14 protein-coding genes and 1 pseudogene are annotated in these 13,226 nt (G+C 69.9%); 10 read left to right on the top strand and 5 right to left on the bottom strand.

The features are described 5' to 3' along the window. Window positions 1–26 precede the first annotated feature (26 nt). Window positions 27–818, top strand: coding sequence for a 4-hydroxy-tetrahydrodipicolinate reductase (dapB, locus tag FHR38_RS05625; protein ID WP_221448918.1), 792 nt, complete (start codon window positions 27–29; stop codon window positions 816–818). Here the strand turns inward: dapB and FHR38_RS05620 are convergent. Beyond that, window positions 815–1,168: a MerR family transcriptional regulator gene (locus FHR38_RS05620; RefSeq protein WP_184533385.1), complete on the bottom strand. Its 354-nt coding sequence runs from the start codon at window positions 1,166–1,168 to the stop codon at window positions 815–817. The genes dapB and FHR38_RS05620 overlap by 4 nt on opposite strands. Window positions 1,169–1,222: 54 nt before the next feature. Between FHR38_RS05620 and FHR38_RS05615 the strand changes: the two genes are divergently transcribed. Beyond that, entirely contained in the window at window positions 1,223–1,876 is a 654-nt protein-coding gene (locus tag FHR38_RS05615; RefSeq protein ID WP_312881870.1) for an RBBP9/YdeN family alpha/beta hydrolase, read from the top strand. On the opposite strand, the gene FHR38_RS05610 is transcribed toward FHR38_RS05615, so the two are convergent. Beyond that, window positions 1,877–2,467: a GNAT family N-acetyltransferase gene (locus tag FHR38_RS05610; RefSeq protein ID WP_184533383.1), complete on the bottom strand. Its 591-nt coding sequence runs from the start codon at window positions 2,465–2,467 to the stop codon at window positions 1,877–1,879. It lies immediately after the preceding gene. Between the two features lie 35 nt (window positions 2,468–2,502). Between FHR38_RS05610 and FHR38_RS05605 the strand changes: the two genes are divergently transcribed. Next, window positions 2,503–3,882 (top strand): glycosyltransferase 87 family protein, encoded by a 1,380-nt coding sequence (locus FHR38_RS05605; RefSeq protein WP_246446962.1) that lies wholly within the window; start codon window positions 2,503–2,505, stop codon window positions 3,880–3,882. A gap of 12 nt (window positions 3,883–3,894) precedes the next feature. On the opposite strand, the pseudogene FHR38_RS31970 reads toward FHR38_RS05605, so the two are convergent. Beyond that, window positions 3,895–4,272: pseudogene (locus tag FHR38_RS31970) on the bottom strand (GNAT family N-acetyltransferase); the annotation flags it as partial. A gap of 181 nt (window positions 4,273–4,453) precedes the next feature. On the opposite strand from FHR38_RS31970, the gene FHR38_RS05595 reads away from it, so the two are divergent. The 6 genes from FHR38_RS05595 (at window position 4,454) to FHR38_RS05570 (ending at window position 10,551) form a co-directional block, all read left to right on the top strand. Beyond that, window positions 4,454–5,683 (top strand): winged helix-turn-helix domain-containing protein, encoded by a 1,230-nt coding sequence (locus tag FHR38_RS05595; RefSeq protein ID WP_184533379.1) that lies wholly within the window; start codon window positions 4,454–4,456, stop codon window positions 5,681–5,683. Window positions 5,684–5,714: 31 nt separating this feature from the next. Beyond that, a complete protein-coding gene (locus tag FHR38_RS05590; protein WP_184533377.1) occupies window positions 5,715–6,356 on the top strand; it encodes a DUF2752 domain-containing protein in 642 nt (213 codons plus the stop codon). Between the two features lie 141 nt (window positions 6,357–6,497). Beyond that, complete coding sequence (thyX, locus tag FHR38_RS05585) at window positions 6,498–7,250, top strand: FAD-dependent thymidylate synthase (RefSeq protein WP_184533375.1); 753 nt, start codon at window positions 6,498–6,500, stop codon at window positions 7,248–7,250. Window positions 7,251–7,319: 69 nt separating this feature from the next. After that, a complete protein-coding gene (dapA, locus tag FHR38_RS05580) occupies window positions 7,320–8,246 on the top strand; it encodes a 4-hydroxy-tetrahydrodipicolinate synthase (protein WP_184533373.1) in 927 nt (308 codons plus the stop codon). Window positions 8,247–8,409: 163 nt separating this feature from the next. Then, complete coding sequence (locus FHR38_RS05575) at window positions 8,410–10,098, top strand: ribonuclease J (RefSeq protein ID WP_184533371.1); 1,689 nt, start codon at window positions 8,410–8,412, stop codon at window positions 10,096–10,098. Between the two features lie 63 nt (window positions 10,099–10,161). Then, window positions 10,162–10,551 (top strand): DUF2784 domain-containing protein, encoded by a 390-nt coding sequence (locus FHR38_RS05570; RefSeq protein ID WP_184533369.1) that lies wholly within the window; start codon window positions 10,162–10,164, stop codon window positions 10,549–10,551. Here the strand turns inward: FHR38_RS05570 and FHR38_RS05565 are convergent. Then, entirely contained in the window at window positions 10,539–11,453 is a 915-nt protein-coding gene (locus tag FHR38_RS05565; protein ID WP_184533366.1) for a LysR family transcriptional regulator, read from the bottom strand. The two genes, FHR38_RS05570 and FHR38_RS05565, sit on opposite strands and share 13 nt — an antisense overlap. 86 nt (window positions 11,454–11,539) lie before the next feature. On the opposite strand from FHR38_RS05565, the gene FHR38_RS05560 reads away from it, so the two are divergent. Continuing rightward, a complete protein-coding gene (locus tag FHR38_RS05560) occupies window positions 11,540–12,577 on the top strand; it encodes a threonine ammonia-lyase (RefSeq protein ID WP_312881868.1) in 1,038 nt (345 codons plus the stop codon). On the opposite strand, the gene FHR38_RS31965 is transcribed toward FHR38_RS05560, so the two are convergent. Then, on the bottom strand, window positions 12,535–13,212 hold the full coding sequence (locus tag FHR38_RS31965; protein ID WP_184533363.1) for a GNAT family N-acetyltransferase: 678 nt from the start codon (window positions 13,210–13,212) through the stop codon (window positions 12,535–12,537). The genes FHR38_RS05560 and FHR38_RS31965 overlap by 43 nt on opposite strands. Between the last annotated feature and the right edge of the window lie 14 nt (window positions 13,213–13,226).

Here is a 13,226-nt window from a genome sequence, read left to right as displayed (position 1 = left end):
GGTGGGGCGACTGCCGTTGGGATAGGTTGTGCCCCGTGAGTGACGAGCGTGAGCTGGCGGGCAGGGCGTCGACGGAACCGCTGCGAGTCGGGGTGTTGGGCGCGCGGGGTCGGATGGGCACCGAGGTGTGCGGGGCCGTCGAGGCCGCCGACAACCTCGAACTGGTGGCGATGATCGACCAGGGTGACCAGTTGTCCGCCCTCGTGGATGCCGGTGCTGACGTGGTGGTCGACTTCACCACCCCGGACACGGTGCTGGACAACCTGCGCTGGTGCATCGACCAGGGCATCCACGTGGTCGTCGGCACCAGCGGCTTCACCGCGCAGCGCCTGGACCAGGTGCGCGGCTGGCTGTCCGACAAGCCCGAGGTCGGGGTGGTCGTCGCCCCCAACTTCGGCATCGGGGCGGTACTGATGATGCAGTTCGCCGCCCGCGCCGCGCGCTACTTCGAGTCCGTCGAGATCATCGAGCAGCACCACCCGAAGAAGCTCGACGCGCCCAGCGGCACCGCGACGCACACCGCCCGGCTGATCGCCCAGGCCCGCGCCGAGGCCGGGCTGGGCGCGTCGCCGGACGCCACCACCGACGAGGTGCCGGGCGCGCGGGGGGCCGACGTCGACGGCGTACGCGTACACGCCGTACGCGCCACCGGTCTGGTCGCCCACCAGGAGGTGCTCTTCGGTACGACCGGCGAGACCCTCACCATCCGACACGACTCCTTCGACCGTGCCTCGTTCATGCCCGGGGTGCTGCTGGCCGTCCGCTCGGTGCCGAACCGACCCGGTCTCACCGTCGGTCTGGACGCCCTGCTCGACTAGGCCGTACTGCTTCGGTCCAGGTGTGCCGTCAGCCGGCCCACCTGGACGGTGAGCTGGTTCAGCTGCCGGTTCAGTTCATCCCTGCGCTGTTCCAGTTGGGCCCGCAGTTCTGGGCACATCCGTAGCTCGGGCTCGACCCCACGGGCGCAGGGAAGGAAGCGGCGGATGGCGTCCGAGTTGAGTCCCGATGCCAGCAGCCCGGTGATCTGGCGCACCACCAGGGGCGCGTCTTCGGCGTACTCCCGATAGCCGTTGGCCTCTCGCCGTGCGGCGAGTAGCCCCTGCTCCTCGTAGTAGCGAAGCGCGCGCCGGCTGACCCCGGCCTTCGCCGACAACTCCCCGATCCGCATTCGCCCTCCCTGGACTTGACCTTGACGTCGGCGTCAACCCTTACGGTCTTGGCCGTGCCTACTCCAACCGCACCGATCGCGTCGGATGTTCCAGCCGTACCGCCCATGTCGGATGCGCAGATCAAGCGGCTGCTCGTCGTCCACGGCTACGGGGCAACACCCGATGACCACTGGTTCCCGTGGCTACGGGACCTGCTCACCGCACGGGGCGTCGATGTGACAGTCCTGTCGTTGCCCGAGCCGCAGGCGCCCTCCGCAGCGGATTGGCACGAGGCGGTCAGCGCCGCACTGCCTGACGTCGACGAGCAGACCTGGATCGTCGCGCACAGCCTGGGCGCGATCACCGTGCTACGGCGTCTGGCGGTACTGCCGCAGCCGTGGACCCTCGGTGGCGCGATCCTGGTCTCGGGCTTCACCGGCCGACTCGATGTGCTTCCCGTCCTGGACGACTTCCTCGCCGACGGCGTGGACCTCACGGCGGTCGTACCGAACATCCGGCAGCGTCACGTGATCCATTCTGACGACGACACCGTCGTCCCTCCCGCTGCCTCCGCTGCCCTAGCTGATCGGCTGAAGGCCCAGGTCCACGTCGTCCCAGGTGCCGGCCACTTCCTGGGCAGCGAGGGCGTCACCACCCTGCCGGTGCTAGCCGAGCTTCTCGGAGCTGCTGAAGCGCTCGGATCCCCGGTCATCAGCGGCGCGAAGTGATCACTCCGGTGGGGTAGGTCCGTCGGTGGCCGGGATCAGCGAGACGTGCAGACGGAGCTGGTTGACCAGCATGTCGTCGACATCGAGGGCCCGAGCCGCCCCGTCCGGCTCCCAGCCGGTGCTGGTCAGGAACTTGCGGGTGGCCTGGTCACCGTCGAACGCCCAGGCCACCGCAGTGGCGTGACCGTCCTCGCGCCACAGGTCCACGCTGGCCGCGAGCAGTCGGCTGCCGTGGCCGCGACGACCCCAGCGAGGCTCGACCAGCAGGTCGGTCACCGCGACCACCCGGTCGGCCAGGGCCTCGGCTGGTTCGCCGGGGGCCAGGGCCTCCTCGTCGGCCGGACCGGATGCGGCAAAACCCACCAGATACGATTGTTCGGCCTGCTCGACGGCGACCAGCACCCGGTGCTGGGGGGACGGTGGTGCCTCGATCGCAGCGCTCCACCTGCGGGCCAGCCACGCCTCGTCCAGATTGTCGAGCACGTGTCGGGGCAGCATGCGGCGATAGGCGACCCGCCAGGTCGCGAGTTGAATGCGTGCGATATCGGCGGCGTCCTCCGGACGCGCCGGGCGGACGTACCCGAGAGCCATGACTGGTGAGCCTACGCAACGTGAGGGAGGCAAGGATGCCGCAGGGTGCCCGATGGCGTACCCGGCATCAGGTCATCTTCGTGATCGCCCTGGTCGTCGGGGTGACCGCGTTCCTCGCCATCGCGGCGGTCGGACACGCGTTCTTCGATCTGAAGGTCTACTACGGCGCGATGCGTCACTGGGTCATCGACGACGGGCAGCTCTACGACTGGCTCAAGCCCAACAGCAAGTACGGCTTCACCTATCCGCCGTTCGCCGCGCTCATCATGCTGCCCATGGCGTACGTCCCGTGGCTGGCGGCGATCGTGATCAGCGTGACCGCCAGTGTGGTGACCAGCGCCCTGCTGCTGTGGTGGCTGGTCGACCCGATCGCCCGCCGGGTCGGCTGGACGCGGTGGTTCGCCCTGGCCATCGCGCTCTGCCTGGCGGCGGCCTTCGAACCGATGCGGGAGACGGTCGACTTCGGCCAGGTCAACATGCTGCTGCTCTTCCTCGTCGGGGCTGACCTGCTGCGCCTGGTCGGTCGGGGCAGCCGATGGGGCGGGGTGGGCATCGGGCTGGCCACCGCGATCAAGCTCACCCCCGGGGTCTTCATCATCTACCTCCTGGTCACCGGTCGGTGGCGGGCGGCGGTCACCGCGATGGGTACGGCCGCTGCGGCCACCCTCTTCGCCGGTGCGGTCGCGCCGAACGAGTCCCGGACCTTCTGGACAGAGGCGCTGTGGAACACCGACCGGGTCGGTGAGCTGACGTTCATCTCCAACCAGTCGCTACGTGGCGTGGTCGCCCGGTTGAACCCGAGCGAACCGAGCACGCTGGCCTGGTTGGCGCTGGTCGTCGTGGTCGTCGCGGTCTGGGCATGGCGCTGCCGGGCGGCGGTGGCCGCCGGGGACGAGGCCACCGGGCTGGCGCTGACCGGCGTGCTCGGCTGCCTGGTCAGCCCGGTGACCTGGGTGCATCACCTGGTCTGGCTGCTCCCGGCCCTGGTGCTGCTGGTCGACAACGCCTACGCGGCCCCCGCCCGTAGCCGCCGACGCCGCTGGCTGTTGGCCGGCGCGGTCGTCGCGTACGGCTTCCTGATCAGCCGGATCGTCTGGATCTGGGAATGGGACTTCGGCGGCGTATCCGGTTTTCTGGGCAGCAACGTCTACGTCTGGATCAGCCTCGCCCTGCTCGCCCTGCCGATCCGGCGGTGGTCACCGCTCGACGATCGGATCGGTTCGGGTGGCGGGGCTGCTCGACCCGTCGACGGTCCGGGCACCGTCGACCGGCCGGACGTCGGAGATCGGTCCTCGGCCACCGGTGGTGGCCAGGGCGCTGAGCCGGGCGGCATAGCGCAGCTCGACCAGCCCCACCGGCGGCCGTCCCCGCGACCACTGAAGTCTGAACACCGTCCGGTCCCCGTCGGGCGCTAGTCCGGCCCGCTCGTAGAAGCGGCGACCCCGGCTGTTCTCCGCCAGCACCCACAGTCGCAACTCGGTCCAGCCGCGACCGGCCAGCTCGGTCACGGCCGCCGCCAGCAGCGCCCGGCCGATACCGGTGCCCCAGCGGGTCGGCTCGACGTACATGGTCAGGATCTCGCCGTACCGGTGGTCGAGATCCTCCGGGTCCTGCCCGGTGCGGTACGGGCCGACGGTGGCGAACCCGACGACTATCTCCTCGCTGTCGCTGTCGCTGTCGCTGTCGCTGTCGTCGGCGGTGGCGACGAGCGTGCGGAACGGGTGCTCCGGCTCGGCGGTGCCTCGTTCCCGGCGGCGCTGCGCCCAGGCGGCGACGTTGAGCCGATCGAGCACCTCGGCGGGCATGATTCCGGCGTAGCCCGCCTGCCAAGCGCGTACGTGTACCCCGGCGATCGCCAGCGCGTCATCAGGACGTTCCAGGCGAATCGCTACCATCCGTATATTTTCCGTCAGGTCCACCGGCCGGTCCAGCCTCCGCGCCGGGAACTGGCGTCGCTGTCGTACCCGTCGGCTAGCCTGCTGGCCGATGGTCATGCCCGAATCCCTTTCCCCCGCCCAGGCCCGCCGCATCGCACTCGCCGCCCAAGGGTTTGCCGACCCGATGCCCACCGGCATGCCCGACCGGCGGCACCTACGCCGCGTACTCGGGCGCATCGGCCTGCTCCAGATGGACTCGGTCAACGTGCTGCAACGGGCGCACTACCTGCCGCTCTACAGTCGGCTCGGTCCCTACCCGACCTCGCTGCTGGACCGAGCCGCCTACCGGGGGCCGCGCGAGCTGTTCGAATACTGGGGACACGAGGCGTCCCTACTGCCGGTCGAGACACACCCGGCGCTGCGCTGGCGGATGGCCGCAGCCCGCACGTCCGCCTGGGGCGGGATGCGGCAGATCGCCACCGAGCAACCGCAACTGGTCGAGTGGGTACGCGACGAAGTGCGCGCCCGGGGTCCGGTGACCGCCGCCGAGATCGAACACGACGCCCCCCGGGAGACCGGCAACTGGGGCTGGAACTGGTCAGCGGTCAAGAAGGCCCTGGAGTTCCTGTTCTGGTCCGGCGAGGTGACCGCCGCCACCCGTACCACCGCTTTCGCCCGACGCTACGACCTCCCCGAGCGGGTGCTGCCGGCGACGGTGCTGGACGCCCCGACGCTGGCTCCGGCCGCCGCGTACCGGCAGTTGGTCGCCGTGGCCGCCCGCGCGCTGGGGGTCGCGGCCGAGCCCGAGCTGCGGGACTACTTCCGGCTGCCGCTGGCCGGCACCCGAGTCGCCATCGCCGAGCTGGTCGAGGCCGGCGAACTGCTGCGGGTGCGGGTGCCGGGCTGGCCGAGCCCAACCTACCTGCACGCCCAGGCCCGACTGCCCCGGTGGGTCCGAGCCAGCACCCTGGTCAGCCCCTTCGACCCGTTGATCTGGGAACGGGGCCGGACCGAGCGGCTGTTCGGCTTCACCTACCGGATCGAGATCTACGTGCCGGCCCCGCAACGGGTGTACGGCTACTACGTGCTGCCGTTCCTGCACGGCGACCGGCTCGCCGCGCGAGTCGACCTTAAGGCCGACCGGAAGGCGGGAGTGCTGCTGGTGCCGGCCGCCTGGATCGAGCCCGGCGTCGATGTGGCCGACACCGCGCTGGCGCTCGCCGCCGAACTGCACCGGCTCGCCGGGTGGCTCGGGTTGAGCGCGGTGGCACCGCCCGTTGCGGGCGATCTCGCCGGCCCGCTCGCCGCCGCGTTGGCCGGCATCACCGGTGTACGGTGAGACGACCGGCGGACGATGGGGTGGAGCGACGATGACGAACGTTGGTGGCCCGGCGGCCGAGTCCACGGCGACGGTCTCGACGCAGCAGGAATCGCCAGCCACATCGTCGTACGTTACCGCCGACGGCGACACCGCAGCCCCACCCGCCGGGGCGCACCCTGCGGGATATCCGTATCCCGCCTACGCCGACGGCCAGTACCCCGGCGTGGTCTACGAGCCGGTCGAACCGGACCGGTTCACCCGCTTCTTCACCCGGCTCTACACCCGCTCGCCCCGATGGGCGGCCCCGGTGGCGGCGCTGGCCTGCATGGCCGCCGGGGTGGGCTACACGCTGCTCGTCGATCCGACTCGGAGCAGCGCCGACGCCATCCCCACCTGCCTGCTCAAGATGACCACCGGGCTGGACTGTCCGGGCTGTGGTGGCACCCGGGCGATGTGGTACGTCCTGCACGGCGACCTGCCGGCCGCCGCTCGCCACCATCTCCTGTTCGTCTTCGTGTTGCCGTTCCTGCTCTACCTCTACGTGGCGTGGGCCGTCCAGCACATGTCGGGTCGACGGCTGCCCCAGTTGCCGGTCTCGAACAAGACGATCGGTGTGGTGTTGGCCGTCTGGATGGTCTTCAGCGTCGCCCGTAACGTGCCCTGGGCCCCGTTCACCTGGTTCTACGTCTGACCTGCCTTGGCAGGGGACCGTCGAATCCATCCAACCTGATCGACGTCGAGGCTGGGTGTCGTACGGCCGGCAGCCGGTGCGGCCGAGGTCACCCGGGTGGCAGTTATGCCGGCCGGAACCGGGGCAACTAGAGTTTCAGGAATGCCGGAGATCGTGCCGCCCCAGGTCAGCCTCATCGCATGGACGCATTTCGAGCCGCCCGCAGACGTACCGTGGTCGACCGACGCTGAGGGTGGGCAGGCGCTCGCCGAGTTCGCCGGCCGGGCCTGCTACCAGTCGTGGCGCAAGCCCAACCCGGCCACCGCGACCAATGCCGGCTACCTGGCGCACATCCTGGAGGTGGGTCACCTCTCCGTGCTGGAGCACGGCAGCGTGACCTTCTACTTCACCGGGGTGTCCCGCTCGTTCACCCACGAGCTGATCCGGCACCGGCACTTCTCCTACTCCCAGCTCTCCCAGCGTTACGTCCCCGAGCGGGACGCCGCCATGGTCGAGCCGGCCGTCATCGCCGCCGACCCGGAGCTGCACAAGCAGTTCGTGGCCGCCACCGAGGCGAGTGTGCGCGCCTACAACGAACTGCTGGAGGGGTTGGAGCAGCGGTTCGCCGACGTGGAGAATCCGACACTGCGCCGCAAACAGGCTCGCCAGGCGGCCCGGGCGGTGCTGCCCAACGCCACCGAGACCCGGATCGTGGTCACCGGTAACTACCGGGCCTGGCGGCACTTCATCGAGATGCGCGCCACCGAGCAGGCCGACGTGGAGATCCGTGAGCTGGCCGTCGAGTGCCTTCGCCAGCTCCAGCGCGTCGCTCCGAACATCTTCGCCGATTTCACGATCTCCGCGTTGCCCGACGGTACCGAGATCGCGACGACGTCGTACGCCGAGCAGTCCTGAGCCTTCCTCGGCGACAGTCCTGAGTCCTTCCCCAGCGGCGCTGCCGCGTCCTTCCGCTAGGTTGGTTGCATGACCCACGACCTTCCCGCCGGCTCCGACCGGCGGGCACTTCCGCGTCCCTTCGGGCGCCTGTTGACGGCCATGGTCACGCCGTTCACCACGGATGGTTCCGTGGACTTCGACGGTGTGGCCCGGCTCGCGAACTACCTGGTCGACGAGCAGGCCAACGACGCGCTCGTGATCAACGGCACCACCGGTGAGTCGCCGACCACCACCGATGCGGAGAAGGAACAGCTGATCCGGGCCGTGGTCGAGGCGGTCGGCGGTCGGGCCAAGGTCGTCGCGGGGGTCGGTACCAACGATACCCGGCACACCATCGAGCTGGCCGCCGCCGCCGAGAAGGCGGGTGCGGACGGGCTCCTGGTCGTGACGCCGTACTACAACAAGCCACCGCAGGCCGGCGTGCTGGCGCACTTCACGGCGGTGGCCGACGCCACCGGTCTGCCGGTGATGCTCTACGACATTCCGCAGCGGTCGGGTGTGCCGATCGCCACCGAGACCCTGGTGCGGCTCGCCGAGCATGACCGGATCGTCGCGGTGAAGGACGCCAAGGGCGATCTGACCGCCAGCTCCTGGGTCACCAGCCGGACCGACCTGGCCTTCTACAGCGGTGAGGACTCGCTGACCCTGCCCGCGTTGGCTGTCGGCGCGGTCGGCCTGGTCGGCACCTCCACCCACCTGACCGGCGCGCTCACCAAGCAGATGATCGAGGCGTACGACGCTGGTGACACCGGTACGGCGTTGGCACTGCACCGACGGCTGCTGCCACTGTTCACCGGGATCTTCCGGACCCAGGGCACCATCCTCGTCAAGGCCGCGATGGCGGCCAATGGCCTGCCGGCTGGTCCGGTTCGTCCGCCGCTGGTGGCGGCCACGGACACTGAGATCGAGCAGTTGCGGCGGGACTGTGCAGACGCGGGCCTGGAACTGGCATGAGCGAGCGTGGCGAGCGAATCGGTCGGCGCAGGTGTGATGTCGTCCCGCAGCGGAGCGAGGAGGGGCATGAGCGAGCGTGGCGAGTGAATCGGTCGGCGCAGGTGTGATGTCGTCCCGCAGCGGAGCGAGGAGACGGCATGAGCGAGCGTAGCGAGGGGGCGGCATGACCGTGACGTACACCGAGGCGGATCTGCCGCCCGCGCTGCCCGAGGGTGGTCTGCGGATCATTCCGCTGGGCGGGTTGGGCGCGATCGGCCGCAACATGACGGTCTTCGAATACGACGGCAAGCTACTGATCGTGGACTGTGGGGTGCTCTTTCCCGATGTCGAGCAGCCCGGCGTCGATCTGATCCTGCCGGACTTCACGCCGATTCTCGACCGGCTCGCCGACGTGCAGGCGATCGTGCTGACCCACGGACACGAGGACCACATCGGTGCGGTGCCGTACCTGCTGGCTCATAAACCGGACATCCCGCTGGTCGGCTCGCAGTTCACCCTCGCCCTGGTGGAGGCCAAGCTCGCCGAGCGGCGGATCGAGCCTTACACCCTCACCGTACGGGAGGGGCGGCGGGAGCGGCTGGGCCCGTTCGAGTGCGAGTTCTTCGCGGTCAACCACTCGATCCCGGACGCGCTGGCGGTGGCGATCCGTACCCCGGCCGGTCTGGTGTTGCACACCGGCGACTTCAAGATGGACCAGTTGCCGCTGGACGGTCGGATCACCGACCTTGCCGGGTTCGCCCGGCTCGGGGCCGAGGGTGTCGACCTGCTGCTCTCCGACTCGACCAACGCGGAGATCCCCGGGTTCGTGACCCCGGAGCGGGAGATCGGACCGATCCTCGACTCGATCTTCGCCAAGGCCACCGGCCGGATCATCGTCGCCTCGTTCGCCTCGCACGTGCACCGCGTGCAGCAGGTGCTCGACTCGGCCCAGGAGCACGGCCGCAAGGTCGCCCTGATCGGCCGGTCCATGGTACGCAACATGGGCATCGCCCGGGACCTGGGTCTACTCAACATTCCGGCCGGTCTGGTCGTCGGGATCGACGAGGCGACGGCCCTGCCGCCAGACCGGATCGTGCTGATGTCGACCGGTTCGCAGGGCGAGCCGATGAGCGCGTTGGGTCGGATGGCCACCGGCGACCACCGGCACATCACGATCGCCCCCGGCGACACGGTGGTGCTGGCCAGCTCGTTGGTGCCGGGTAACGAGACCTCGGTCTATCGGGTGATCAACCAGCTTTCCCGGGCCGGTGCGAACGTCATCCACAAGGACGTCGCCAAGGTGCACGTCTCCGGGCACGCCCCCGCTGGCGAACTGCTCTACCTGCTCAACGTCGTACGGCCGAGCAACCTGATGCCGGTGCACGGCGAGTGGCGCCACCTGCGGGCGCACGCCCGGCTGGGCATCGAGTCCGGGGTCGCCCCCGACCGGGTGGTGCTCTGTGAGGACGGCGACGTCGTCGACCTGGTCGAGGGGAGGGCGGCGCTGGTCGGCCACGTCAAGAGCCGGTACGTCTATGTCGACGGGCTGGCTGTCGGGGACGTGGGGGAGTCGCTGCTCACCGAACGGCGGATGCTCGGCGACGGTGGTTTCATCTCGGCCACCGTGGTGGTCGACTCGGTGACCGGCAAGGTCGTCGGTGGCCCCACCGTCTCCGCGAAGGGTTTCTCCGACGATCCGGAGGCGTTCAGTCCGGTCATTCCGCTGATCACCGAGGCGCTCGGCCGGGCCGCCACCGACGGCATCACCGATCCGCACCAGCTTCAGCAGATCGTCCGCCGGACCGTTGGGCGCTGGGTGAACGATGCCTACCGCCGACGGCCGATGATCGTACCCACGGTGGTGGAGGTCTGACCTAGGTTCGCGTACCCATGGCATCGGGCCGCTGGCTAACTAACCTGGCCGGTGGGAGGTTCCATGGGTTACCGGCTGTTGACGACGCTGATCCTGGTGCTGCACTTCGGCTTCCTGGTGTACCTGGTGGTCGGCGGCTTCCTGGCCTGGCGGTGGCCCCGGACCGGCTGGCTGCACGTGGCCGCCGCCGGCTGGGGGGCCGCCGTGGTCGCGGCCGGCCTGGACTGCCCGTTGACCTACGCCGAGCACTGGTCCCGGCGGCGGGCCGGGGAAACCGGCGCGATGCGCGGTTTCATCGACCGGTACGTCGAGGGCGTGCTCTATCCCGAGCGCTACAGCGAGTGGGTGATGGCCTTGGTGGCGATCGTGGTGGTCGCCTCCTGGCTCGGCTGGTGGCTGCTCCGACGCCGTGGTGGCGACCGGGGGCGCATCCGATCGTCTCAGGGGCGGTGAACCGCTTTCCTTCCGATCAGGTTCATCGGTCGGTGGGTCGCGGCGGCTCGGGTCAGCTGGGTCAGCAGTGCGGCGGTGGCCGGCGGGTCGGGTGGTTCGCCGTACACGACGGCGTCGACACGCCGCTGCGCCGTGGGGATCTGGACGGTTCGTACGCCATCGTGCCGCTGCGCGGCCAGGGCCAGAGCGGGCAGTGTGGTGACACCCAAGCCGGCGGCGACCAGTGATTGGGCGGCGACGTAGTCGTCGGTGGTGAATGCGATCTCAGGCTGGAATCCGGCTGTGGCGCACAGGCGGAGAAGATGATCCCGGCATCGTTCGCAGCCGCCGATCCATCGTTGACGGGCGTGGTCGGACAGCTGATCACCGGTCATCCCGGTCGGCGTTACGAGAAAGATGTCCTCGGTCAGCAGAGGGGTGTGCCGCAGCCCGTCGCCCGGTGGCGCGTCCGGATAGCTGAAAACGACGGCGACGTCGACCTGCCCGGTGCGTAGCAGTCGGATCGCGTCCGGTGGTTCGGCCTCGGTGAAGCGCACCTCGACGCCGGGGTGCGCGGTGAGATACGCGGCGGCGGCGGCCGGCACGAAGGTTCCCAACGCGGACGGGAAGGCGGCCAACCGGACGCGTCCGGCGCGTAGCCCCGTGTACGCCGCAAGGTCGACCTCTGCCACGTCGAGTCGCCCGAGGATCTCCTCGGCTCGTTGCGCCAGCATCTGTCCTGCTTCGGTGAGCCGGATACCGCGGCCGACCCGCTGGGTCAGCTGGCAGCCCGTCTCGGCCTCCAGCCGGGCAAGGTGGTGGCTCACCGAGGCTTGGGCGTAGCCCAGGGCGCGTGCGGCGGTGGTGACCGAGCCGTACCGGGACACCGCGGCCAGGACCCGTAGGCGTGTCACGTCCAACACGCGCATCAACCTATCAATCCTGTCGATGAGTGACGACGAAGATTGGCATTGGACCGATTGGATGACGGCCGACGAGGATGGTCTCCGTGGAACACGCGCCGACCTTCGCCGACATCCTTGCTGCCCGCAACGTGCTGGCTGACCACCTGCCGGCCACGCCGATGTGGTCGTATCCCGCGCTTGACGAACTCGCTGGCGCGACGGTGTACGTCAAGCACGAGAACGTGCAGCCGATCGGCGCGTTCAAGGTCCGTGGCGGGCTGACCCTGCTGGCCGGCTTGCCGGCCGAGCTGCGCGCCCGTGGCCTGGTGACGTACTCGACCGGTAACCACGCCCAGTCCCTGGCGTACGCATGCGCCCGCTTCCAGGTGCGGTGCACGGTCGTCATGCCGACATCAGCCAGCGAGGAGAAGGTTCGGGCCGTGCGCGGGCTCGGCACGACGGTGGTGCTCGACGGGGCGGACATGACCGCCGCGCAGCGCGCGGCGGAGCGACTGGCAACCGAGGACGCCGGTCTGCTGATCAGTCCCGGCGACACCGGGGCGCTGCTGGCGGGTGTTGGCACGTTGTACCTGGAGATACTCGAAGCCTGCCCGGACCTGGACGCGATCGTGGTGCCGGTCGGCAGCGGCACCGGTGCCGCCGCAGCCGGCCTGGTCACCGCTGAACTCGCCCCGCGCTGCCGCATCATCGGCGTGCAGTCGTCGGCCGCCCCGGCAGCCCACGACTCCTGGCGGGCCGGCACCTGTGTCACGCGACCCAACCACACCAGGGTCGACGGACTGGCCACCGGGCGAGGGTTCACCCTGCCACAACAGTTGATGCGCACCGGGCTGAGCGACTTCCACCTGGTGACCGACGCGCAGATCGCGACGGCACAACGGATACTGGCGAGCCACGCGCACACTCTCGCCGAAGGTGCCGGGGCCGCCGCGCTCGCCGCCGTGCTCGCCCGCCCCGACCGGTTCGCCGGCCAGCGCCTCGCCGTGGTCTGTACCGGCGGTAACGCCTCCACCGCCGAGATCGCTGCATTGAGCGGATCCTGTGACGTCGTCGTGGGTGGGTCGAGCAGGTCGTCGGATCATGAACCCACGACGACGTCGGTAGACCCCGAAAGGCGATAGGCAGGGGCCCTTCCTATCCTCAGGGGCCGCCACATTGGTTGCAGCCGTGGTCCGTCTTCCGGCAGTGCGATCGAGTCGCCCAGCGGCTGGAATCCGTACCGTTCGTACAGCGCGCGGTTGCGCGGGCTGCTTGCCTCCAGGTAGGCCGGCACACCGGCGGCATCGGCTCGGGCAAGTTGGTGGCGCAGCAGCGCACCGCCGAGCCCGTGCCCCCGCAACGCGGGCACGACCAGGATCTGTTGCAGGTACCAGTGCGGTTCGTGGCGGGGATGGCGTTGCCCGGTCAGCTCCAGCACGAGCATCATGCGTGCCGCGTATGGGCCGTAGGCCTGCGCGAAGAAGTCGGTGAGGTCGGCGGGTGCGGTCTCCGGCTCGCCATCCTCGAACTGCCACACCGCCACCCCGGCGATCTCTCGGGACGGGGTGCCGGCCGTAACGATCTCGGCGGTGGCGAGGGTACTGGTCACCCAGGCGGTCTGCTGTTCGGCGCCGGTGGCGAGCCGCTCCCGCCGGGCCTGTTCGTCCGGGATCACCCAGCTGAAGACCGCCTCGTCGAAGCCGGCCTCGTCGATGGTCGTCACGATTGCTGGCACGTCCGCTGGCTGCCCCGGTCGTACCGTGATGGTCTCGGTCATGAGCACCTCCCGTC

Origin of the sequence: Micromonospora polyrhachis, assembly GCF_014203835.1 — a bacterium.
In the GTDB taxonomy this organism is placed as follows: Bacteria; Actinomycetota; Actinomycetes; order Mycobacteriales; family Micromonosporaceae; genus Micromonospora_H; species Micromonospora_H polyrhachis.
This window is presented reverse-complemented; position numbering and strand designations above follow the sequence as displayed.